Raw genomic sequence first — 24,005 nt, 5'->3', positions numbered from 1 at the left:
GCGATGTTGTCGCCCTTGAGGGTGACGGTCTTCTCGCCGTCCACATAGACCGGGGCGACCGGTTTTTCGCCGGTACCGGGCAGGCTGATGCCGATGTTGGCATGTTTGCTTTCACCCGGTCCGTTGACCACGCAACCCATGACCGCCACGGATAATTCTTCCACGCCCTGATATTGTTCACGCCACTGCGGCATCTGCTGGCGCAGGTAACTTTGTATATCCATCGCCAGTTGCTGGAAGTAGGTGCTGGAGGTGCGACCGCAGCCGGGGCAGGCCACCACCATCGGGGTGAAGGCGCGCAGGCCCATCGATTGCAGGATCTCCTGCGCGACCACCACTTCCTGGCAGCGATCGCCGCCCGGTTCCGGGGTCAGGGAGATGCGAATGGTATCGCCGATGCCCTGTTGCAACAGCACCGCCAGCGCGGCGGTCGAGGCGACGATGCCTTTGGAGCCCATGCCGGCTTCGGTCAGGCCCAGGTGCAGGGGATAATCACACCGGGACGAGAGATCCTGGTAGACGCTGATCAGATCCTGCACGCCGCTCATCTTGCAGGAGAGGATGATCTTGTCATGGGCCAGGCCCAGCTCTTCGGCCTGCTGGGCACTTTCCAGGGCCGAGGTGACCACCGCCGCATGCATCAACGCCGTCGGTTCGTGCGGTTCGGGCCGTTTCGCATTCTCATCCATCATTCGCGCCAGCAGGCTCTGATCCAGTGAGCCCCAGTTGACGCCGATACGGACTGCCTTGTCGTAGTGAATCGCCGTTTCGATCATGCGCGCGAATTGCTCGTCGCGTTTTTTGCCCTTGCCCACGTTGCCGGGGTTGATGCGGTACTTGGCCAGCGCGGCGGCGCACTCGGGATAGTCGCCCAGCAGCTTGTGACCGTTGAAATGAAAGTCGCCCACCAGCGGGGTCATGCAGCCGGCCTGATCGAGCGCCGCGCGAATCTGCGGCACCGCCGCCGCGGCCTCGGCGCTGTTGACCGTAATGCGCACCAGCTCGGAGCCGGCCTGGCTGAGTTCGCGCACCTGCTGGACCGTGGCCGCCACATCGGCGGTGTCAGTATTGGTCATCGACTGGACCACGATCGGGGCATCGCCGCCCACTGTGACGTGGCCGACCGGAACGGGAACCGTGTGCTGGCGTTGAACGGATTTGCTCATGTTATCTGTAAGCCATTGACCGCAAAGGCAGGATCATACCATATCCGTTTTACGCTAGCGGGGCCTGGCACAAAATTTCATTTGTGCCGGTGGCCGGGGCGTGGCCTCGTGGCCACCTGGGTAATACCGAAGACACCGAAAGTCCTGATGATTCGGTGGGTTCGGTGCCGTCAGGGTCTTTGGTGGTTCATTGGCTGCTGACCGCGTCCGGCCTCTTTGCCGGTAACAGGCAATTTCCGCGCAATCGCTCATACAAAAACGGTGTAAACCCTATATAATAGCGCCCGAAATACAACAGCAACGCAATCGAAACAGGGGACAGGAAATGGCAAAACAACAGGCAGGCAAGAAACCGACCATGGCCGACCAGGCGGACCGGCATGTGTTATACCAGAAGTCGGTGCAGGCTCCGGAAGCGGAAGTCGCCTTCTTTGACCAGGTGTTCCCCGAGTTGCGTGGTCGCAAGGCCCTGAGCATGAAAGAAGACTTCTGCGGCACCGCCTATCTGGCCGCCGAGTGGTGCAAATCGGATCCGCAACGTACCGCCATCGGCGTGGATTACGACGAAGAGACCGTCGAGTGGGGCCGCAAGCACAACATCGAGGCCGAAGGCGGCGATCTGGCCGATCGCATTACTCTGCACATCGACGACGTGCGCAACGTCACCGAGCCGCAGGTGGATATTGTCTGTGCTTTCAATTTCAGCTACTGCCTGTTCGAAAAGCGCAATGAACTGATCGATTACTTCAAAAAGGCCCGCCAGAGTCTGGTGGACGACGGCCTGTTGATTCTGGACCTGTTCGGCGGCACCGAGTGCGAAGACGTGGTCGAAGAAGAGACCGAGATCGAGGACGAGCCGGCTACCTACATCTGGGAGCATGTCGCCTTCAATCCCATCGATCACCACATGAAATGTGCCATCCATTTTGACTTCGACGACGGCTCGCGCATGCAAAACGCCTTCACCTACGAATGGCGCCTGTGGGCCATTCCCGAAGTCCGCGAACTCCTCGAAGAAGCCGGCTTCAGCAAGTCACGGGTCTACTGGGAAAAATACGAAGAGAGCGAGGACGACGAGGACGAACTGGAAGGCACCGGTGAATACGAAGAAGTCACCGAAGTGGAAAACCAGGAATCCTGGATGATCTACATCGTCGCCGAGAAATAAAATGTTGAATGGCAGACATTATCTGCCGTTGGATTATTTCCTGGGGCACTGGAAAACAACGCAGAGGACGCGGAGGCGCAAAGGCGCGGAGAAAAACATGGATGTTTGCCCTGATTGGTATTGTTAGTCAGGCAATTTCAAAAACGAATAACAGATTATCGTGTTTCGTCAAAGCTTCTAGCAGGATAGCTTTTGTTCGCTGTAGAAGTAGAACAACAAATCAAGTAATCTTTTTTATTTCTGCGGCTCCGCGCCTCTGCGACCTCCGCGTTAACTCCCACCGAATTATCAATCGTCCGCCGGTTCGGCATGGTAGGGTTCTTCGCGGACGCGGTCGTGGATGTGCATGCGGTAGTCGACGAATTTGTGTTTGTCGTGAAAGTGCATGAAGGGGTTGCCCTGGACCTGTTCTTCCATGGTGGCGGTGGTCTTATCCGCGTAGTTGTGGCCGGGCAGGGTGACGGTGTTACCGGGCAGTTTGGCCAGCTTGTTCAGGGTGTCGTACATCTGTTCCGGATCGCCGCCGCTGAGATCGCAACGCCCGCAGCCCCAGACAAACATGGTATCGCCGGTGATCAGCTGATCGTGAAGGTGATAACAGGCCGAACCGGGCGTGTGGCCCGGGGTGTGCAGGATCTGGATCTCGGTGTCGCCGACCTTGATGGTATCGCCGCCATGATGCAGGGTCGGCAGTTCCAGATGCTGACCCCAGAACTCGGCTTCGGGTTTGAGCAGATGTAACTGGGCATCGAATTTTTGCAGAACCTGTTCCACTCCGTTGATGTGATCGTGATGACTATGGGTCAACAGGATGTCACTGATGTTGACACCGCGCTGTTCGGTTAGCGCCAGAATCTCCGGTACTTCCCAGGCCGGGTCCACCACGGCGGCGCGTCCGCTGGCGTGATCGGTGATCACGTAAATAAAGTTCTCCATCGGCCCCAGTTCCAGCGCGTCGATACTGTACTGCTCGTTGTTCACGATTTGCGTCATGGCCTGCCTCCTGTTCCATTCAGTCGTTCCCATCATAGGCCAATCGCCCCACCGGATAAAACCCACGTTCGGTGTTTCGGAGCTTAGCCGTTATCATTCGTTCTCTACTTGCTGCGGTATGATGAAAATCGGTGTCACATGGGCTCTTGCGGGGTTCGGATCCGGGCCGGGAAAGGGTAAACTATCGGGCCGTTTGATTTTTGGAGCAGGGCATGGAACCGGAGTTCTGGCACGAGCGTTGGGAGAATAACCTGATCGGGTTTCATCTCGATGAGGTCAATCCCCATCTGCGCGCCCACTGGCAGAGCCTGGCGGTCAGGCCGGGCGCCCGGGTGCTGGTGCCATTGTGCGGCAAAAGCCTGGATCTGATCTGGCTGGCCGAGCAGGGGTATGAGGTAATCGGCGTGGAAGTCAGCCCGATTGCGGTCAAGGATTTTTTTGCCGAGAACCATCTGCGGGCGACCCGCATCGAAAACCAGCGCTGCGATATCTGGCGGGGCGAATCGATTACCCTGTTGTGTGGTGATATGTTTGCCCTGACCGAGCAGGATCTGGGGGCCATCGACGCGGTCTATGACCGGGCCTCACTCATTGCTCTGCCGCCGGCCCTGCGTCGCCGTTATGTCGAAATCCTCGATACTCTGGTGTCAGTGACAGTCCCACATCTGCTCATCACCCTGGACTATGATCCCGCCAAAATGGACGGTCCTCCTTTTGCCGTGACTGACGCGGAAGTCCGGGAGCTGTACGGGCAACACTATCAGGTCGATTGCCTGGAATCGGAAGATGTGCTGACTCAGAACGAACGCTTCCGCAAACGGGGACTGGACTGGCTGCAGGAGTCGGTCTTTCGGCTCACGCCGCAAAAAAAGACCTAAACTCCTCCCCGGCGATGACCGATATAACCTTGCCGTGAAAGAAAAACAGGAACTGAGCGCGCCATGAAACTGCCTGTCACCGCCACCGTGCTGTCACTGGGACTGTTGTGGGGAATCGCCCCGCCGGTTCAGGCCGAGTACTATTTATATCAGTTGCCCGACGGTTCCCGGGTGATCACCGATCGACCCAAATTCGACAGCGCGCACAAGCTGGTGCGGAAAAGCCATAATCCGATCGGCCTGGGCCGCTATGCCGCCGGTCACAGCACCTTCAATACCGCGCCCGCCGCCAACTATCTGCGCTTCGAGAATATCATCCATAACGTGGCTAACCGGCACAAGATCGACGTGGCGCTGGTCAAGGCGGTGATTCATACCGAGTCCTTCTTCAACCCCAATGCCACCTCGCACAAGGGGGCCTCCGGCCTGATGCAGTTGATGCCGGCCACTGCCGAGCGTTATGGCGTCACCGATCTCTACAGCCCGCGCCAGAATATCGAAGGCGGCGTGCGCTACCTGCGCGATCTGATGCAGCGTTATCCCCGGCAACTCAAACTCGTGTTGGCCGCCTACAACGCCGGTGAAAACGCCGTGGACCGCTACCAGGGCATCCCGCCATATCCCGAAACCCGCAAATACGTTAAAAAAGTCCTGAAAAAACGCGCGTATTACAGCAATTGGCCCTGAAAACAGGCGCTAGTTTCTAGATCCTAATACCTGGTATCCAGCACCTGGTACCTTGCTAAAGCGAGGGATATCCTCTTTTCTCAATTTATATGATAATTCGTACGTGATGTAACGTAACGGATTCTCCCATGGCTATCCTTCACGTCGATATGGATGCGTTTTATGCCTCGGTGGAGGTGCGCGAGCAGCCGGCGCTGGCCGGCAGGCCGGTGATCGTCGGTGGATCCGCCGAGGGGCGTGGTGTGGTGGCGGCAGCCAGTTACGAGGCGCGCAAGTTTGGTGTGCACAGCGCCATGCCCATGGCCCGGGCCCTGCGTTTGTGTCCCGATGCGGTGCGCCTGCCGGCGCGGCTCGACTTTTATCAACAGATATCGCAACAGATCCGCGCCATCTTTGCCCGTTATACTCCCGAGATCGAACCATTGTCGCTGGACGAAGCCTTTCTCGATGTGACCGCCAGTGAAAAGCTGTTTGGTACAGCCCGGGAGGTTGCGCTGCGAATCAAGCAGGACATTCGGGATGAATTGTCACTGGTCGCTTCGGTGGGCATTGCCCCCAACAAATTCCTGGCCAAGATTGCCTCGGATCTCGACAAGCCTGATGGACTGGTCGAGGTGGCGCAGGACGAGGTACAGACGTTTCTCGATCCGTTACCGGTTTCCCGTTTGTGGGGTGTGGGTAAGGTGACCGGCGCCCGCTTCGAAGAACTGGGCATTCGCACCATCGGCCAGTTGCGCGGACGCACCGCCGAATTTCTAACGATGGAGTTCGGCAAGTTTGGCTCTCATCTGTGGGAGCTGGCTCACGGCCGGGATCCTCGTCCGGTCATCAGCGATCACCGCGCCAAATCGATCTCCATGGAAAACACGTTTGCCACGGACGTTCATGATACGCAGATTCTACGCGCCTGGCTGATGGATATGGCTGAACAGGTAGCCTCTCGTTTACGTCAGCAGGATTTTTACGGACGCACCATCCAGATCAAATTGCGTTTCGCTGATTTTAAAACCGTGACTCGTGCCCATACGCTTGACGAGGCCACCCGCTCGACCCGGGATATCTGCCATACCGCGCTCGCGCTGCTGGCGGAAGCCTGGACGGGGCGCTCACCGGCGGTGCGCCTGCTCGGCGTCGGGGTCAGCGGCCTGGCAGAAGTGCCGCCGGTACCGCAGCAGGGGGACCTGTTTACCACTTCAGAGATGACTACGGACAAACAACGGGAGCTTGACGAGCTGGCCGATGCCATTAACAACCGTTTCGGCAAGCAGCAACTGCGCCGCGGTGGCGGGTTTCATTAAAGAGAAGTAGGCAGTGGGCAGTTAGCAGTCGACAGTTAGGAGGTAGTCGGGACTGGTTCGTAAACTCATCTGTTGACGTAACGAACTCTCCGCTTGCGCTTGATACGCCCTCACACCTTCCCGTTACCTGGGTTACAATTAGGCAAAGTAACATCATATATTTAAGGAGTATTCATGGCCGATCTCGCAGGCAATCCGTCCGGTCCCAACGTGGTTTATCTCAAGGATTACACCCCGCCGGCCTATCTGATCGACAACGTGAATCTGCATTTCGACCTGGATGCCTCCGCCACCCAGGTGCGGGCCACGCTGACTGTACGGCGTAACGCTGAACATCCCGAGGCCAATCCTCCCCTGTTTCTGGACGGGCAGCAGCTTGAGCTGTTGAGCCTGCGTCTGGAAGGCGAGCCGCTGGATGAAGCGCAGTACCGGCTCGACGAAGAAGGTTTGACGATTCCCGATGTTCCCGAACAGTTTGAATTGATTATCGAAACCCGCACTAATCCGGCCGCCAACACCGCGCTGGAAGGCTTGTATGACTCGGGCGGTATGCTCTGCACCCAGTGCGAGGCGCAGGGTTTTCGCCGCATTACCTATTTTCCCGATCGCCCCGATGTCATGTCGTGCTATACCGTCACTCTGGTCGGCGACAAGGCCAAATACCCGGTACTACTTTCCAACGGTAACCTGGTGGAAGCAGGCGAAACCGATGACGGTCGGCACTGGGCCCGCTGGGAAGATCCCAGTCTCAAACCCAGTTACCTGTTTGCCCTGGTGGCCGGGCAACTGGTTTGTCAGGAAGATGCTTACACCACACTGAGCGGCCGCGAAGTGGTATTGCGTATCTATGTGGAAGAGGAAAATCGTCATAAATGCGATCACGCCATGACCTCGCTCAAACAGGCCATGCGCTGGGATGAGGAGACCTACGGCCGCGAATACGACCTGGATATTTACATGATCGTGGCAGTCAACGATTTCAATATGGGCGCCATGGAGAACAAGGGGTTGAATATCTTCAACTCCTCCTGTGTGCTGGCCAGTCCCGAGACCGCTACCGATCACGACTTTTACAATATCCAGAGCATCGTCGCCCACGAATACTTTCATAACTGGTCGGGCAATCGCGTCACCTGTCGCGACTGGTTTCAGTTGAGCCTCAAGGAAGGTTTTACCGTCTTTCGCGATCAGGAATTCTCCGCCGATCTCAACTCGCGGGCAGTCAAGCGTATCGATGATGTGAATATCCTGCGTACCCATCAGTTTGCTCAGGATACCGGCCCCATGGCCCATCCGGTACGCCCGGATCGTTACATGGAGATCAGTAACTTCTACACGGTGACCGTTTATAACAAGGGCGCCGAAGTGGTGCGCATGATCATGAACCTGGTCGGCCGCGAAGGGTTCCGCAAGGGGACCGATCTTTATTTTTCCCGGCACGACGGTCAGGCTGTGACCATCGAGGATTTCGTCAGGGCAATGGAAGAGGCCAATCATATCGAACTGAGTCAGTTCATGCGCTGGTACAACCAGGCGGGGACACCGGTGCTCAAGGTCGACGAGGAGTACGATGAGCAGGCGCAGACTTATACCCTGCACATTGAGCAAAGTTGTCCACCCACGCCGGGCCAGCCGGAGAAACAACCGTTTCATATTCCCCTGGCGGTCGGCTTGCTGGATATGCAGGGAGACGATCTGTTGCTGCAATTGGCAGGGGATAATGCTCCGGGCGAAGCCCGCACCCGGGTGCTGTCGATTACCGAAGCCAGACAGTCTTTCACCTTCACCGGTATCAATCACAGGCCGGTCGCCTCGCTGGGTCGCGGTTTCTCGGCGCCGGTCAAGATCCAGACCGGTTACGACGATGAACAACTGGCCTTCCTGTTCGCTCACGACAGCGATGAATTCAATCGCTGGGATGCCGGCCAGAAACTGGCGATGAATATCCTGCTGCGGTTAATCGAACAGTTCCAGCAGAAAAAACCGTTGATGCTGGATGACACCTTCATCCATGCGTTTCGCAAGACCCTGCTCAATCCCCGACTCGACAAGGCTCTGATCGCCCAGGCCCTGAGCCTGCCCTCAGAAGGCTATATCGCCGACCAGTGCGAGGTGGTGGATGTCGAGGCGATCTTTGAGGTGCGTCACTTCATGCGCCAGACGCTGGCGTTTGAACTCAAGGATGAATGGCTTCAGATCTATGAAGCCAACAGCAGCGATAACTCTTATGCCTTCAATGCCGAGGAGATGGCGCGTCGTTCCCTGCGCAACCTCTGCCTGGGTTATCTGCTCGAAACCGAAGAGCAGGCCATGTTCGATCGGGCCATGCAGCAATACCGCGAGGCTAACAATATGACCGACACCCTGGCCGCCCTGTCGATGCTGGCCAATTATGCTATTCCTGAACGCCAGCAGGCGCTGGAAGACTTTTACCGGAAATGGCAGCACGATCAGCAGGTGGTGGAAAAATGGCTCGCCATCCAGGCCGGTTCGCGCCTGCCGCGTACCCTGCAACACGTCCGGCAGCTGATGCAGCATGAGGCGTTTAGTATCAAAAATCCCAACAAGGTCCGTGCCCTGATCGGCCGCTTCTGCGCGGGCAATCCGATCAACTTCCATGCCGGCGATGGCAGTGGTTATCAGTTTCTCGGCGACCAGGTGCTTGAGCTCGATAGTCTTAATCCCCAGATTGCCGCCCGGCTGGTACAAAGTCTCAGCCGCTGGAAGCGCTATGATGAAAAACGCCAGACACTGATGAAGCAGCAACTGGAGCGTATTCTGGATAAGGAAGGGTTATCCAAAGATGTCTACGAGGTTGCCTCGAAGAGCCTTGAAACTTGAAGTCGCAGCATATATTTACTACACACAACAGTCCTGAAAAAGGGGAAACCGATGAGCCTCAAGCAAGCCTACGAACAGAAATTGAAAGCTCAGCTGGACGAATGGAGAACTGAAATCGACAAGCTCAAGGCCAAGGCTGACAAAGCCGAAGCTGACGTGCAGCTGGAATACTACAAACAGATCGAGTCATTGCGGGAAAAACAGGATGCCGCAAGCAACAAACTGCATGAGCTGGAGAATGCCGGTGAAGATGCCTGGGAAGATCTCAAGGCCGGCATTGAAATCGCATGGGACGATCTGCGTGATTCTATCAAGTCGGCGACTTCGCGCTTCAAATGATCATTCAGTGAAAAAATGAATTGTGAAAGTGGGTGAACGGGTATTGGAGCTTTTATTTTGGCATGCATCAATCATATGTGTTCTCTTGTTGCAGTCTTTTTTCTATCCCCAGTCGTTTGATGCGTGAGGCCAGAGTGGTCGGCTTCATGTTGAGCCGCTCGGCAGCACCATTGTGACCGAAAATCCGGCCGTTGCTCTTTTGCAGGGCGAGGCGGATATTGCTGATCTCCAGCGCACGCAATTCATCGCAGGTCATCAGGGTGCTTGAGTCGATCTCTTCGCTGGCCTGTGATGAATTGTGCAACGGAGCGGCTGCCCGATTTGTGACCGGCAGGTCGAAGCTCAAACGCTCGCCTCGTGAGAGAATGACAGCGCGTTCGATGACATTCTCCAGTTCACGGATATTTCCCGGCCAGTGATAGCTGGACAGACGTTGAATGTCGCCCCGGGTCAGTCGCACCTGCGGTTTGTTAAGTTTCTGCCGGGCGTGCTTGAGGAAGTGGGTCGCGAGAAGGGGAATGTCATCCTGGCGTTCGCGCAGGGCAGCCGATTCGACCGGGAAAACATTGAGTCGGAAATAGAGATCCTCGCGAAACTGTTTTTTCCGCACTTCCTGAAGCAGATCGCGGTTGGTTGCCGCGATCAGGCGCACATCCACTTTGCGGGTACGGCTGTCGCCAATCCGCTCGAACTGGCCCTCCTGCAATACCCGTAACAACTTGCCCTGCAGTTCAATGGGGATTTCGCCGACCTCGTCAAGAAACAGCGTGCCACCATCGGCCAGCTCGAAACGGCCGGCGCGATCGCCGGTGGCACCGGTGAACGCCCCTTTCACATGACCAAAAAACTCGCTTTCGAACAGTTCACGCGGGATTGCCGCGCAGTTGACCCGAATCAGGGGACGCTCACTGCGTCCACTGGATTCATGGATGGCTCGCGCAATCAGTTCCTTGCCAGTGCCGGACTCGCCGCTGATCAGAACATTTGCTTCGGTTGGCGCCACCAGCTGAATCTGGTGGATGGTACGCTGAATCGCGGTACTCTTGCCGACGATTTCCTTGTAGTTATGTTCGCTGCGAATTTCTTCCTGCAGGTAGGCGTTTTCCTGTTCCAGGCGCCGCTTCAGCTGATTGACTTCTTCCAGTGCCGAGTGCAGATTGTGTTCGGTCTCCTTGCGCTCTGTGATGTCACGAAAGATCACCACGGCCCCCACCAGCCGGCCATGATCGGTCACCGGCGTACTGGTGTACTCGACCGGAAAGGCGGTACCGTCCTTGCGCCAGAAAATTTCATTGTCGACCCGGTGTATCGCGCCGTCATGAAACGCGGCATAGATCGGGCACGCTTCCACAGGATAATGATTGCCATCGGAATGGGTATGGTGGATCAGGGTGTGTATGTCTTCTCCGACGACTTCTTCCGCCTGCCAGCCGAGCATCTTTTCGGCGGCTGGATTAAGAAAGGTAGTCTGACCGCTGGCATTAACCCCGTATATACCGTCCCCCACGGCCTGCAGCAATAACTGGTTCTCGCGTTCGATCTCCTGAAATATCTCCTCGATCTGTTGCCACTCACCCAGGCCTCGTCGGATGTAGTCATCGGCACGGGCTTTTTGTTCCTGCCTTTGCAACTGCTTGCTATCGCGAATCAGCATAGCAAGCAATGGCTTTTCGCTGAGGTCGATCGCACATGCGGATATCTCGATCGTCAGGAGATGACCATCACGGTGACAACAACACAGGTCCAGGCTCCAGCCGCTTTTCTGTGTCAGGACCTGATCGGTGAAGTTGATTAAATCGGCGAGGCAATGTTTGAACAATTGACTAACCGGAAGGTTGCTCAGATTAGCGGCGCTGTAACCCAGCTGCTGTTGTGCGGAGGTATTACTCATCAGTAATCGATCGGCATAGGGATCGATGATTAGCAGGGCTTCCTGAATAGTTTGCAGGGTCTGTAATGCAATGGCGTGCTGAAGCTTTGTGCTGGCTGTCATGATTTTTATCCTGCTTTAGGTGAAAGAGCCTTGTTGTTGTCTGTCACCAGAAATGACTTTTCATCCACTTTGCAGAAAGTGTTCCAGGTTACGTTATTGCGTAATCTTAATTCGGCGATTTCGTAATTTACGAAATTGCGTGATGGTCAAACTCGGACGCCCGAATCGATTTTGCACGGTATTTCAGTCATTTAACAAAGACTTTAAAAACTGGTACGGCAATTGCTCTGCGTAATACCAGACACAGCCCGCGCGCCACAACCCAACAAACGCGAGGCTGACATGACGAAGCGTTGCATCAGGATGGCGCGTATGCACCAACGTAGTGCGCATGATTGAATTTTTAACTTAGCCGAACCGACGAGGTAGGAAACCATGACCAACAAGAGTCTCGACAATCCATTCGATCCCAACAGTGACCTGAGCCACGGTGCCGCCTGTACCTGTTCGGCCTGTAGTCAGTCAACTGTCAGTGACGACAAAGACATAACCCGGCAAGCCAGGCAGGCCGAGGAGATTTCCGAGCAAAACACCTCCACATTTGAGAGTCCAGAGGACCTGATGGATCGTGCGGTGGAAAGCGCCGTGGTTCGTGCAGTATTCGGTCACAATGAGGTCTCACGTCGTTCGTTTATGAAACTGGTCGGGGCGGGAACCGCAGCGGCGGCGCTGGCCAGTATCTTTCCCATGGAAGCGGCCAAGGCGGCAGTCAAGGACAGTCTGGGCCCCCTGGAGAAGAAAAAACTCAAGGTGGGCTTCGTGCCGATTACCTGTGCCACGCCGATCATCATGGCGCATCCGATGGGATTCTATGAAAAATACGGTCTCGATGTAGACGTAATCAAAACCGCCGGCTGGGCCGTCTCCCGGGATAAATCCCTGAACATGGAGTACGACGCCGCGCACATGCTGACCCCGATGCCGCTGGCGATATCCATGGGCGCCGGTTCCACGGCCAAACCGTTCTTGATGCCGGCGGTGGAAAACATCAATGGCCAGGCCATCACCCTGCATAACAAGCACAAGGACAAACGTGATCCCAAACAGTGGAAAGGGTTCAAGTTCGGTGTGCCGTTTGAATATTCCATGCACAATTTTCTTTTGCGCTATTACGTCGCCGAGCATGGCCTGGATCCGGACAAGGACATCCAGATTCGCGTCGTTCCGCCACCGGAGATGGTGGCCAATCTGCGCGCAGGCAACCTGGACGGTTATCTCTCACCGGATCCCTTCAATCAGCGAGCGGTATGGGAAAAGGTCGGCTTCATTCATCTTCTGACCAAGGAGATCTGGCAGGGCCATCCTTGCTGCGCTTTTGCCACCAGTGCTGAATTTGCCCGGGAAAACCCGAATACTTACGGTGCACTGTTCAAATCCATCGTGGATGCCACTCATTTCTCGGCCAAACAGGAGAACCGCAAAGATATCGCCCAGGCTATTTCCGCCAAGGGCTATCTCAATCAGCCGGTTCCGGTTGTCGAGCAGGTGTTGACCGGGCGTTTCGCTGATGGACTTGGTAATGTACGTAACGAACCGGATCGCATCGATTTCGATCCCTTCCCCTGGCACTCGATGGCAGTCTGGATCCTGACCCAGATGAAACGCTGGGGTTATATCAAGGGCGACGTGAATTACCAGGGCATCGCCGAAGAGGTCTACCTGGCCTCTGAATGTGGCAACCTCATGAAAGAGCTGGGTTACGAGCCGCCGAAGGAGACCTATGAAAATTACACCATCATGGGTAAAGAGTTCGACTATACGAAACCCGACGAATATGCCAAGAGCTTCGCGATCACGAGGGCCTGAAGAATGGATGTCTTTCAGAATCTCAATGTTCGGGCTGCGCTCCTGTCGCTGGTCATTCTTGTTCTGTTCCTGACTGTCTGGGAACAGGGCAATAAGGTCCCCGACGTGGATAAGCCTATGACCGAATATGAACGGCTGATGGGGGGCTCTGAACCCCAGGCACGGGTCCCCAACCCGAGTGAAATTGGTGCCCTGGCGGTCGAGGAATTGAGTGATCCATTCTATGACAAGGGGCCCAATGACAAGGGTATCGGCCTGCAGCTGCTTTATTCTCTCAAGCGGGTCATGCTGGGTTATTTACTGGCGGCCATGGTGGCTATTCCGGTGGGTTTTTTGATCGGTATGTCACCCCTGATGTACAAGGCACTGGATCCGTTCATACAAGTGTTAAAACCGATCTCACCACTGGCCTGGATGCCGTTGGCGCTGTTTATTCTCAAGGATTCGGAAGTTTCATCTGTGTTCGTGATATTCATCTGCTCGATCTGGCCCATGTTGGTGAATACTGCCTTTGGCGTCAGCGCGGTGAAGAAGGATTATCTGAATGTTGCCCGTACGCATGAACTGAACCCCTTGCGCACCGCTTTTCTGGTGGTCTTGCCCGCCGCGGCGCCGACCATCCTGACCGGTATGCGGATTTCCATCGGCATTGCCTGGCTGGTGATCGTCGCTGCTGAAATGCTGGTGGGTGGTACCGGTATCGGTTACTACGTGTGGAATGAATGGAACAACCTGGATCTGACCAGCGTGGTGTTTTCCATACTAATGATCGGTGTGGTGGGTATGTTACTGGATCTCATGCTGGCCAAAGCCACACGCGTGGTCCAATACGTGGAGTAAAACAATGAACAGAAAAAAATATTTTCTCGATGCCCAGGGACTGGTCAAGCAATTCCCTGCTCCGAAAGGCGGCGAGACGCTGACCGTGTTCGAAAATCTCAATTTCGGTATCAACAAGGGTGAGTTTGTCTGCATCATTGGCCACTCGGGCTGCGGCAAGTCGACCATTATGAATATCCTGGCCGGCCTGGATCAGGCCAGTGGTGGCGTGGTGTTAATGGATAACAAAGAAGTGGCCGGGCCAAGCCTGGATCGTGGCGTGGTGTTTCAGAATTACAGCCTGCTGCCGTGGATGAGTTGTCTTCGCAATATCACCTTTGCGGTCAAGTCCCGCTGGCCCAACTGGAGTCGAGAGCAGGTTTACGAACACAGCATGAAGTATATCGAAATGGTCGGCCTCAAGGGTGCCGAGCAACGCAAGCCATCACAATTGTCCGGCGGGATGCGCCAGCGCGTGAGTATCGCCCGGGCCTTCGCCATCGAACCAAAATTGTTGCTGCTGGATGAGCCCTTCGGGGCACTGGATGCCCTGACCCGCGGCATGATTCAGGAGGAGCTGATCAAAATCTGCGAACAGACCGGACAGACCGTATTCATGATTACCCATGATGTGGATGAAGCCATTATGCTGGCCGATCGTATCTTTTTGATGAGCAACGGTCCCAACGCAACCATTGCCGAGTCGGTGGTGATCGATATTCCACGGCATCGTGATCGGGAACAGATTATTCATAACCCCAACTATTACCCGATTCGCAACCACCTGGTGGACTTTCTGGTGAAACGTTCCAAGGAACTCAATGACCCGGACACTCCCCGTGTGCCACACAGCGAAAATGCCAGACCGGCCTATCCACCGGAAGTGAACCCGGCAACCGGTCAGGTTAGCCAATTGATTGAAACCGAGACGACCGAGGGCAGTGAATTGACCCGCCAGGTCGTTAATATGCAATAACCCAAGGAGAACCTCATGAGTGTAACCGCAGAAAATCTCGTCACCCCTTCCAGTTCTCTTGCCAAAGGGCGGCTCAGCAAAGAAGAAATGACCGAGTCAATCATAGCCGCGAAAATCGACAAGGAAACAACCTGGCAGGCGATCGCCGATCAGGTCGGCGTCGGGGTCATCTGGTTGACCTCGGTCTGCTTCGGCAGAAACAGCGCCAACAAGGAAATTGCCGACAAATTGTGCGGTGTACTGGGGCTGGGTCCGGAAGTCAGTACGGCCCTGCAGGCCTTTCCGCATAAATCCTGGGACTGGAGCGTGCCGCAGGACCCGGTGATCTATCGGTTTTATGAACTGGTCGGTGTGTATGGCGACACCATCAAGGAAGTCATCCATGAAAAATTCGGTGATGGCATCATGAGCGCCATCGATTTTAGTATGGATATCGACAAGGAAGAAAATCCGGCCGGTGATCGGGTTGTTTTGACACTGAACGGAAAATTTCTGCCTTACAAGTCCTGGTGAACGCCGTCGGAAGCACCCTAAACCGGTTATCCCGTGAACAACACCCCATCCGTCAGCCGGCTGGGGTATTTTGCTTTGACGTTTTCTGTACCGAACCGCCACACTCGGGGAGTCGGAGTGGATAAATATCCTGTAAACTGTCTGTTTGAAACAGCTTACCGGATATTCACATGCAAATCTGGGTCGATGCCGACGCCTGTCCGGCAGTGATCAAGGAGATTCTGTTCCGCGCGGCACAGCGCACGGGGACACCGATGACGCTGGTGGCGAACCAGTATGTCAAGGTGCCCAAATCCCCCTGTATTAAATCCGTGCGGGTCGAGCACGGGTTTGATGTGGCGGATAATGAGATTGTGCGGCGCGCCGAACCGGGGGATCTGGTCATCACCAGCGACATCCCTCTGGCGGCCGAGGTGATCGAAAAAGGCGCGCAGGCGCTGAGTTTTCGCGGTGAGTTGTTTACCATTGAAAACATCCGCTCGCGGCTGAATATGCGTGATTTCATGGATACCTTGCGCGCCAGCGGGGTGGACACTGGCGGGCAGGCAGCGATGAGCCAGACCGAGCGCCAGGCATTTGCCAATCACCTGGACAGGATCCTCACCCACAGCCAGCCCCGTGTCTGAACGGCCATGTTGAAACTGCTTCACACCATCGAGCAACACGAGCCCGACGCCCTGATCCAGACCCTGAAACGGGAGCTGGAATCGGGTGTCGGGGCGAACCTGCCGCTGGATCAGGGCACCGGCGAGGGTGGTTACAGCGATGCGACTGACTTGCAAGTGACTGTGCTGGGCATCGACCAGGATGATCGGATGCTGCATGCCCGTATCGGGGTCTTTTTTACCGAGATCGTGGCCAACTGCAGTTGCGGAGACGAGCCGGAGCGCAAGCCGGCTTATTGCCGGATGCAGCTGAGTATCGATCGGAGCACGGGCGCGGCCACGGCCAGTGTGATAGCGGATTGAGCTTTTATGCTGCGCATTTCAAAGAATGTGGTGATTCCCGATAACGAGATCGAGATGCAGGCGATCCGCGCGCAGGGGGCAGGCGGTCAGAATGTCAACAAGGTCGCTTCGGCGATTCATTTGCGCTTCGATATCAATGCCTCCTCATTACCCGATTTTTACAAGCAGCGCTTGCTGGCACGGTCGGACCAGCGCATTACCAGCGACGGAGTAATTGTAATCAAGGCGCAGCGTTATCGCAGCCAGGAGAAAAACCGCGAGGAGGCACTGGAACGGCTCCGTGAGCTGATACGCTCGGTGCTGGTGGCGCATAAAAAACGCAAGCCGACCCGACCGACGCGTGGCTCGGTCAAGCGTCGTCTGGAAGCCAAACAAAAGCGTAGTAAAATCAAGCGTAATCGCGGCAAGGTTGGTCCCGACGAGTAGCTGGATCGGTTGTACCGGGATCGACAGATTCATATACTGCCCCCTGGTTTTTGAATCACGGAAGCAGCTGCGCGTATGGCAAACAAACCGGTCGTCGCCGACAACAAACCCGCCAAAGTTAATCTTTCCGCCGATCAGGAATATTATTTTTGCGTCTGCGGTCGTTCACAGAACCAGCCGTTTTGCGATGGCTCCCATGCCGGTACCGGTTTCGAGCCGATGGCCTTTACACCGCAGAAGGACGGTGAAGCCTTTTTGTGCAACTGCAAGCACAGCGGCAATCTACCCTATTGTGACGGCAGTCATAACCGGTTTGGCGAAAGTATGATCGGCAAGGAAGGTCCTGGTGCGGATAACGATATCGATGATGGCAAGCAGGGGGAGCATAAAAAGGATAAACAACCCGCTCCGAAAGCGACCGGGGAAGAACCGACTATCGAGCTGATTCATCAGCTGGCCAGGGAGGGCCTGAGTACGCTGGGCAAACACGGCCCGGTGGCGGCGATGGGTGTCCCGCGCCACAGCTTGCCGGACTGGAACGATATCCAGATCATGGTGGCGCAGCTGCACGACAAGCCGCTGGACGATGACGCCACGGTCGATACCGAACTGGTGATTGGACCGCAAAGCAAAAAACCGCTATGCCTGAAAACGCCGTTGCTGGTCGCCGATATGAGTTTCGGTTCCCTGTCCGAGGAGGCGCGACTGGCCCTGGCCAAAGGAGCCGAGCAGGTGGGCACCGGCATCTGTTCCGGCGAGGGCGGGATGTTACCCGAAGAGCAGCAGGCCAACAGCCGTTATCTATTCGAACTGGGCAGTGCCTGTTTCGGTTATGACGAGACGATTCCCGGGAAAGTCCAGGCGTTTCATTTCAAGGGCGGGCAGGCGGCCAAGACCGGTACTGGCGGGCATCTGCCCGGCGCCAAGGTCAGCCAAAAGATCGCCGGGGTGCGTGGCATTCCCGAAGGCGAGTCGGCCTATTCGCCGCCGACCTTTGCCGATTTGCGCGAGCCTGCCGACTTCAAGCACTTTGCCGATCGGGTGCGCGAGTTCAGCGGCGGTATCCCCGTCGGTTTCAAACTGAGCGCCAATCATATCGAGCGGGATATCGAGTTCGCCCTGCAGGCCGGCGCCGATTATCTGATCCTCGACGGGCGCGGCGGCGGCACCGGTGCCTCACCGTTACTGTTTCGCGATCACATTAGCGTGCCGACCATTCCGGCGCTGGCCCGGGCGCGACGCTATCTGGATCAACAGGGTGTCAGCGGCAAGGTCACCCTGATCATCACCGGTGGCCTGCGTACGCCGGCCGACTTTATCAAGGCGTTGGCGCTGGGGGCCGACGGCATCGCGCTGGGTAACAGCGCAATCCAGGCGATCGGTTGCGTGGCGGCGCGCATTTGCCACACTAACCAGTGTCCCTCGGGGGTGGCTACTCAGGATCCCGCGTTGCGTAAACGACTGGATGTGGACGACGGCGCCCATCGTCTGGCTCGCTTTCTGCAATCCTCTGTGCAATTGATGCAGGTGATGGCGCGGGCCTGCGGGCATGAGCGTCTCGCTCAGTTTAATCAGAAGGATCTGGCCACGTTCGATTATGAGATGGCACAGCTGTCGGGGATCGTTTATGCGGGCATGGCCGGTCAGCCCTGATACAGTCCGATAAACAAACTGAGCAATGTTTGACGTGAGCCAGTCACAAGCCAGCAGTCTGTCCGCTTTTACACCGGCCCGGGGACTGGGTAATCCCCATGTGCAGACCCTGTTGCCCCGGTTTATCAATCGCCGTCCGCTTGACGTGACCTGGCAGGAGTTGCCGCTGCCCGACGGTGATTTTGTCGATCTCGCCTGGCGAAACAAACCCGCGGCAGACAGCAGAACCCCGATCGTGGCGGTGTTTCACGGGCTGGAAGGCTCGATTTGTTCCCCCTATGCGCGCGATATCCTGCGCGCCATCGAACAATGCGGCTGGCATGGCGTGTTGATGCACTTTCGCGGCTGCTCCGGACGGATCAATCGTCTGCCGCGCTCCTATCACAGTGGCGAGACCGGCGATGCACGTTATTTTTTAAGCTGGTTGCGCCAGCAGTATCCCCATGCTTCGCTGGCCGCCGTGGGCTATTCACTGGGGGGTAACATGCTGCTCAAGCTGCAGGCCGAGTGGGGCGGGGAATCGCCGTTGCGCGCGGCGGTGTCGGTATCGGCCCCCCTGAAACTGGATATCTGCGCGGATCGTATCAATCAGGGATTTTCTAAAGTTTACGAACGGCACCTGGTCAAAAGTCTGGTGACCAAGGTGTTGGCTAAATTTTCCAACCACGATTATGAACAACTGATCGGATTGACACCGCGACAGATCGAAAACGCACGCACCTTTCGCCAGTTCGATAACCGGTACACCGCGCCGATCCACGGCTTTGCCGATGCCAATGATTATTACCGACAATCGAGTGCCTACGACTATCTTGGCGACATCCGGCAGCCGGCGTTGATCGTCCAGGCGTACGATGATCCGTTTATGACCCCGGCAATCCTGCCCGATCCGCAACAATTGCCCGACAACGTAGGACTGGCAGTGAGTCCTTGTGGTGGACATGTCGGCTTTGTCAGCGGTTCCGTATTGCGGCCGCATTACTGGTTGACGGAAGCGGTGCCCGATTATCTTGCCCGGTTTCTCTGATCAAGGTTGATGATCTGGCGATATATGCGTGATATCTGATGTTTATAAAAGCGTTACCACGAAGACACGAAGACACGAAGAAAAAATGAATAGATTTTGAGACTTCGTCTCTTCGGGGTAAAAAAGTCACGCTGCCGAGAGGCGGCGTGACATCCGCCAGATTCGGGATGTCAGGTAGCGCATCCACGCAACCTAATCTACACCTTGCCGGGTCGAAAGAGCCATTTTCCAACAAAGCATACGGGGACAGCAACGCCTGTTTGTGTCTCATCGCCTGAGACGGTGGTTTGCCAATGTTTCATTAACACACTTCGAGACTTCGTGTCTTCGTGGTAAAGGTTAGCGTCAGCGGCGTAGGTCGCGCTGGCGATAGGCTGCGTGACATTCGTCAGATTCTTAAAGAATTGACTCTCGCAGAGTCACCAGACTCGCTGAGAATAAGAAATTTTATTTTGCTCTGCGCCCTGGCGTCTTCGCGAGAGATAACCTGTTTCAGTGATTAACTTGCCACCACACGATTGCGGCCTTTTTTCTTGGCCTGATACAGCGCCTGATCGGCCCGTTTCATGATCGCCTGGGGATCGTCGGCCGTGGTTGTGTCGGCCACGCCGATGCTGACGCTGATAGATAAATCCGGTGTGTCGGAGCGGGGGCGGGGTTTCTCCGGCCGTTTGGCTGGACGGGATTTATGTCGCACCCTGAATGGGCTATTGGCAATGGTCTCGCGTAATTGTTCGAGTATGGCCCTGGTTTCATCGGTCAGTTTACCGGGAAAGACGAGGGTAAACTCCTCGCCGCCATAACGAAATGCCTTGCCACCTTTGACCTTATTAAGATGGGCCGCCAGCATGCGCAGTACCTGGTCGCCCACGTCGTGGCCGTGGGTGTCATTGAGCTTTTTGAAGTGATCTACATCGACCATGGCGAGGCTGTAGCGGCTGCCCTGAGACATCAATGTCTGACGCAGGGAGCGGCGTGATGGCAATCGGGTCAGTTCATCGTAATAGGCCAGCTGGCGAATGTTGAATAACAGGGCCAGCAGAATCAGCAGACCGCTTAACAATAAATAGAGTCGGGACAGGATCGGCGTGTCGAACTGATGCAGGGCAAGAACCAGGGAGATAAAGCCAATAAACAGCGTTCCTTGCAGCGGTGCCGGATGGGTGAAGACATAAATCAGTAAAACGATGCTGCACAACAGGATCACCAGCTGTGCCAGCGCCGGGATGGGTGAGGCCGCCAATAACGGCAGCGGAGTAAAAGCCAGGCTATCAACCAGCGCGCCGGGTGGGCTGTGTACTACCCAGACTGCGAGCAACAATTGTGTTGCGATGGCTGCCGCGCGTTGCAGGCCGTAACGATTGAGTATTCCCCGTTCCTGCCACAGATCATTGATGACCAGGTTGACTGGCACCAGCAGGCAGAGCAGGGCATGGATCAAGGTCGAGTGCGAATGGGGCGTGGCCGACCAGACAGCTACATCCAGCACGGCGACGCAGAGCAGCAGGATCAGCAGGTTGAAAAATTCGCGACTATGGCGAAACAGCAGGGCGAAGGCCATGCCGGTGATAAACAGGGCATAGGGCAGACGTGCGAGGATCTCGCCCAATGGCATCAGTTGGTCGCTGAGCGGTTGTTGCAGCATATACACCGCAAGCAACAACAGGGCAGGTAGCAGGAGCGTCTTGAGTGAGCGTTGCAAATCGAGCGCCACCGGTTCTCCCTGGCTGGTTTATTATTTTATCGTCTGCCGTTAATCGCGCCCGGCCTGTATGATGGTCTGGGTCAGGCTGGTGAGGCGATATTGCTTTCGCCGATGGCGCCGGTTTTCAGTTCGGCGGCAAAGTCGACCATGCGTTGCACCGAGACCCTGGCCTGACGGCTGATTTCGGGATCCACGTGAATCTCGTTGCTGCCCTGTTCGAGCGAGTCAGCCAGATTCTGCAGGCCGTTCATCGCCATCCAGGGGCAGTGGGCGCAACTGCCGCAGGAGGCGCCGATGCCGCCGGTGGGCGCTTCGATCAGTTGTTTGCCGGGTGCCGCTTCATGCATCTTGTAGAAAATGCCCTTGTCGGTGGCGACGATGAAGGTGTCGTTGGGCAGATCGTGCACCGCGTTGATCAACTGGGTGGTGGAGCCGACCACATCGGCCTGTTCGATGACATCGGCCGGGGATTCGGGATGTACCAGCACGGCGGCCCCGGGATGTTTCTCGCGCAGCTTGCCCAGCTCGGCGGCCTTGAATTCATCATGCACGATGCAGGCACCCTGCCACAGGATCATATCGGCGCCGGTGACCTTCTGCACATAGTCGCCCAGATAGCGATCCGGCGCCCAGATGATCTTCTCGCCCCGATCATGCAGATGTTGCACGACTTTGGTGGCAATGCTGGAAGTGACCACCCAGTCGGCGCGCGCCTTCACCTCGGCGGAGGTGTTGGCATAGACCACCACGGTGCGATCGGGGTACTGATCGCAGAAGGCTTTGAACTTGTCGGCGGGGCAACTGAGATCCAGCGAGCACTCGGCCTGCAGGGTCGGCATCAGTACCCGCTTTTCGGGGTTGAGGATCTTGGCGGTCTCGCCCATGAAGCGCACCCCGGCGACCACGATGGTACTGGCCGGGTGGTCATGGCCGAAACGGGCCATCTCCAGCGAGTCGGAGACGCAGCCGCCGGTCTCGTCGGCCAGTTGCTGCAGATCGTCGTCGGTGTAGTAGTGGGCTACCAGGACAGCATCCTTCTCTTTCAGCAATCCCTTGATGCGCGCGAACAGCGCCTGGCGCTCGGCCTCGCTCGGCGGTTTGGCCGGCGGGGTCAGCAACGCCTGCTGACGAATCGGTTCGATATCGATACTGGGTGCCTGGGCGGAATTCATCATCTTTACCAACAAGTTTGCTTCGTTTTGTGACCGGTTACCTGCTATAGCTTACCCAGCAAGGTCATTCTGACGGTATATAGCCGATGGGGGGGCTGTGACGCTGTGGTGATACCAGTCTACTCTTACATATATGTCCTGTGCAGCCAGCACTCAAGGGTCGCGTCCGGGGTGTTGGTCAGAAAATAACCGGCGGCGCGCAATTCTTAAAGTATTATGGCAAAAATATCTTGTAAGAGGCTGATTATATAGTATTATTGAGGAAAGTCACGCAAGGAAAAGCGCCGTGAATAACGAGAAAATCATCGACAAAATCTGCAAGTGTTTGCGCCTGTCCGAGTCAGGCAATCCCAATGAGGCGGCTGCGGCGTTGCGCCAGGCGCATCGTTTGATGCACAAACATCGCATCGGGGAAGATCAGATTCTGGCGGCCGGGGTGGCCGAGGCAGTGATCGATTCGGGGAATCGCTATAACCCACCCTTCTGGGCCGTGGCCCTTTCCAACCTGATCTGCGAGGCCTTTGATTGTCGGGTACTGGTTTCGCGTCGCTATGGCCGGGCTCCGGAATTCCGGTTTATCGGGCTGGAACAGGCGCCGCGAGTGGCGGGCTACTGTTTCAGCGTGCTCTATCGTCAGCTCGAGGCGGCCCGGGAGGTCTTTATCGCCGATCTGGGGCTGGAGGATCGGTCCGAGCAGGAGCGACGCGGCGAGGTGTTTGTGCAGGCCTGGCTGGTACGCGTGGCCCGGACCGTGGCCGAATTCAGCGCCCATGCCGCGACCCGTGAGGCGGTCGACGCCTATATCCGGTCGCAATACGGTGATGCCGACGAGCAGTGGTACCAGGAGAGCCTGCAGACCGATGGCGAAGATTACGACGATATTCTCAGTGGCATGCGTGCCGGCGAGCAGGTGACCCTGTTTCGCTCCATGGCCCGCTCGCTACGCCCCTCCCTGCCGCCCCTCAAGCAGTCCGCCTGATTTTTCAGGTGAATTTCGCTTGACGGGCAGGCGAAATTTTTACATTTTCTGTAAGCTTACTGATTCCGGTCTGTGTGGGGCAGGCATGGCCGATGTCCACCTATATTACCTATAAACTCGACGGGGTCGTCCGCAAGGTACCGTGCAAGTCGGTGCTGACGCTCGGGCGCGATATGAACAGCGACATCGTGTTGCCGGATCTGCACGCCTCCCGTAATCACGCCATGATCCGCTGCATTGGCAACGGGGACTATTATCTGATCGACAGCGGCAGTTCCAACGGCAGTTTCGTCAATCGCCAGCGGGTGGCCATGCCCAAGCTGCTCAAAAACGGCGATCGCATTACGATCGGCCGGTTCGAGATCCTCTTCGAGCAGAGCAGCAAGGAGGCCGGCAGTTTCGACAAAATGTCGATGCAGGATACGGTCATTTCCGACAGCCCGGATATTAAGCAGATCACCGTACTGGTGGCGGATATCCGCGGCTTTACCTCGCTGTCCGAACAGGTTGACATACGTACCCTCACCAAGTTGATGAATCGCTGGTTTCACAACGTCAGCAACGCCATCTTTGACAACGCCGGGACAGTGGACAAGTT

At 56.4% G+C, this 24,005-nt stretch carries 22 protein-coding genes; 17 read left to right on the top strand and 5 right to left on the bottom strand.

Translation table 11 applies throughout. The features are described from left to right. The coding region (gene ispG, locus RI563_RS06425) for a flavodoxin-dependent (E)-4-hydroxy-3-methylbut-2-enyl-diphosphate synthase (protein WP_310693540.1) at positions 1-1,166 on the bottom strand (1,166 nt) is incomplete at its 3' end. Positions 1,167-1,491: 325 nt separating this feature from the next. Here ispG and RI563_RS06420 point away from each other — a divergent pair. Beyond that, positions 1,492-2,334, top strand: a complete 843-nt coding sequence (locus tag RI563_RS06420; protein WP_310693539.1) for a class I SAM-dependent methyltransferase — start codon at positions 1,492-1,494, stop codon at positions 2,332-2,334. A gap of 288 nt (positions 2,335-2,622) precedes the next feature. Here the strand turns inward: RI563_RS06420 and RI563_RS06415 are convergent, their stop codons facing one another. Beyond that, positions 2,623-3,327 carry an MBL fold metallo-hydrolase gene (locus RI563_RS06415; protein ID WP_310693538.1) on the bottom strand — a complete coding sequence of 235 codons (705 nt, stop codon included), beginning with the start codon at positions 3,325-3,327 and terminating at the stop codon, positions 2,623-2,625. 212 nt (positions 3,328-3,539) lie between these two features. Between RI563_RS06415 and RI563_RS06410 the strand changes: the two genes are divergently transcribed. From RI563_RS06410 to RI563_RS06390, 5 genes are all read left to right on the top strand, one after another. Further along, on the top strand, positions 3,540-4,205 hold the full coding sequence (locus RI563_RS06410; protein WP_310693537.1) for a thiopurine S-methyltransferase: 666 nt from the start codon (positions 3,540-3,542) through the stop codon (positions 4,203-4,205). Positions 4,206-4,268: 63 nt separating this feature from the next. After that, complete coding sequence (locus RI563_RS06405; protein WP_310693536.1) at positions 4,269-4,892, top strand: lytic transglycosylase domain-containing protein; 624 nt, start codon at positions 4,269-4,271, stop codon at positions 4,890-4,892. Between the two features lie 128 nt (positions 4,893-5,020). After that, positions 5,021-6,190, top strand: coding sequence for a DNA polymerase IV (gene dinB / locus RI563_RS06400; protein WP_310693535.1), 1,170 nt, complete (start codon positions 5,021-5,023; stop codon positions 6,188-6,190). 174 nt (positions 6,191-6,364) lie between these two features. Continuing rightward, positions 6,365-9,031 (top strand): aminopeptidase N, encoded by a 2,667-nt coding sequence (pepN, locus tag RI563_RS06395; RefSeq protein WP_310693534.1) that lies wholly within the window; start codon positions 6,365-6,367, stop codon positions 9,029-9,031. A gap of 51 nt (positions 9,032-9,082) precedes the next feature. Next, positions 9,083-9,370 (top strand): hypothetical protein, encoded by a 288-nt coding sequence (locus RI563_RS06390; protein ID WP_310693533.1) that lies wholly within the window; start codon positions 9,083-9,085, stop codon positions 9,368-9,370. 67 nt (positions 9,371-9,437) lie between these two features. Here RI563_RS06390 and RI563_RS06385 read toward each other — a convergent pair whose 3' ends face one another. Next, entirely contained in the window at positions 9,438-11,363 is a 1,926-nt protein-coding gene (locus RI563_RS06385) for a sigma 54-interacting transcriptional regulator (protein WP_310693532.1), read from the bottom strand. A gap of 375 nt (positions 11,364-11,738) precedes the next feature. On the opposite strand from RI563_RS06385, the gene RI563_RS06380 reads away from it, so the two are divergent. The 9 genes from RI563_RS06380 to RI563_RS06340 all read left to right on the top strand — a co-directional run bounded on the left by RI563_RS06380 (position 11,739) and on the right by RI563_RS06340 (position 19,551). Next, positions 11,739-13,169, top strand: a complete 1,431-nt coding sequence (locus RI563_RS06380; protein WP_310693531.1) for a CmpA/NrtA family ABC transporter substrate-binding protein — start codon at positions 11,739-11,741, stop codon at positions 13,167-13,169. A gap of 3 nt (positions 13,170-13,172) precedes the next feature. After that, positions 13,173-14,009, top strand: coding sequence for a nitrate ABC transporter permease (ntrB, locus tag RI563_RS06375; protein ID WP_310693530.1), 837 nt, complete (start codon positions 13,173-13,175; stop codon positions 14,007-14,009). 4 nt (positions 14,010-14,013) lie between these two features. Then, the gene (locus RI563_RS06370; protein ID WP_310693529.1) at positions 14,014-14,964 is read left to right on the top strand and encodes an ABC transporter ATP-binding protein; all 951 of its coding nucleotides are present in this window, start codon (positions 14,014-14,016) and stop codon (positions 14,962-14,964) included. A gap of 15 nt (positions 14,965-14,979) precedes the next feature. Then, positions 14,980-15,477, top strand: a complete 498-nt coding sequence (cynS, locus tag RI563_RS06365; RefSeq protein ID WP_310693528.1) for a cyanase — start codon at positions 14,980-14,982, stop codon at positions 15,475-15,477. A 170-nt stretch (positions 15,478-15,647) separates the two neighbouring features. Then, positions 15,648-16,103: a YaiI/YqxD family protein gene (locus RI563_RS06360; protein ID WP_310693527.1), complete on the top strand. Its 456-nt coding sequence runs from the start codon at positions 15,648-15,650 to the stop codon at positions 16,101-16,103. A 6-nt stretch (positions 16,104-16,109) separates the two neighbouring features. Next, a complete protein-coding gene (locus tag RI563_RS06355; protein ID WP_310693526.1) occupies positions 16,110-16,445 on the top strand; it encodes a hypothetical protein in 336 nt (111 codons plus the stop codon). A 6-nt stretch (positions 16,446-16,451) separates the two neighbouring features. After that, positions 16,452-16,871: an alternative ribosome rescue aminoacyl-tRNA hydrolase ArfB gene (gene arfB / locus RI563_RS06350; protein WP_310693525.1), complete on the top strand. Its 420-nt coding sequence runs from the start codon at positions 16,452-16,454 to the stop codon at positions 16,869-16,871. Between the two features lie 75 nt (positions 16,872-16,946). Beyond that, a complete protein-coding gene (locus RI563_RS06345) occupies positions 16,947-18,524 on the top strand; it encodes a glutamate synthase-related protein (protein WP_310693524.1) in 1,578 nt (525 codons plus the stop codon). A gap of 34 nt (positions 18,525-18,558) precedes the next feature. After that, a complete protein-coding gene (locus RI563_RS06340) occupies positions 18,559-19,551 on the top strand; it encodes a hydrolase (RefSeq protein WP_310693523.1) in 993 nt (330 codons plus the stop codon). A 499-nt stretch (positions 19,552-20,050) separates the two neighbouring features. Here RI563_RS06340 and RI563_RS06335 read toward each other — a convergent pair whose 3' ends face one another. Then, complete coding sequence (locus RI563_RS06335; protein WP_310693522.1) at positions 20,051-21,265, bottom strand: GGDEF domain-containing protein; 1,215 nt, start codon at positions 21,263-21,265, stop codon at positions 20,051-20,053. Between the two features lie 71 nt (positions 21,266-21,336). Then, positions 21,337-22,428, bottom strand: coding sequence for a quinolinate synthase NadA (gene nadA / locus RI563_RS06330; protein WP_310693543.1), 1,092 nt, complete (start codon positions 22,426-22,428; stop codon positions 21,337-21,339). Positions 22,429-22,714: 286 nt separating this feature from the next. On the opposite strand from nadA, the gene RI563_RS06325 reads away from it, so the two are divergent. Together RI563_RS06325 and RI563_RS06320 are read left to right on the top strand one after the other, a co-directional pair. After that, complete coding sequence (locus RI563_RS06325) at positions 22,715-23,407, top strand: DUF2786 domain-containing protein (RefSeq protein ID WP_310693521.1); 693 nt, start codon at positions 22,715-22,717, stop codon at positions 23,405-23,407. A gap of 92 nt (positions 23,408-23,499) precedes the next feature. After that, positions 23,500-24,005, top strand: a 506-nt coding sequence (locus RI563_RS06320) for an FHA domain-containing protein (RefSeq protein WP_310693520.1), incomplete at its 3' end; no start/stop codon positions are given.

Origin of the sequence: Thiohalophilus sp. (assembly GCF_031581315.1) — a bacterium.
GTDB lineage: Bacteria > Pseudomonadota > Gammaproteobacteria > UBA6429 > Thiohalophilaceae > Thiohalophilus.
The sequence above is the reverse complement of the archived record's forward strand: the minus strand, read 5'-3'. Positions and strand labels throughout refer to the sequence as shown.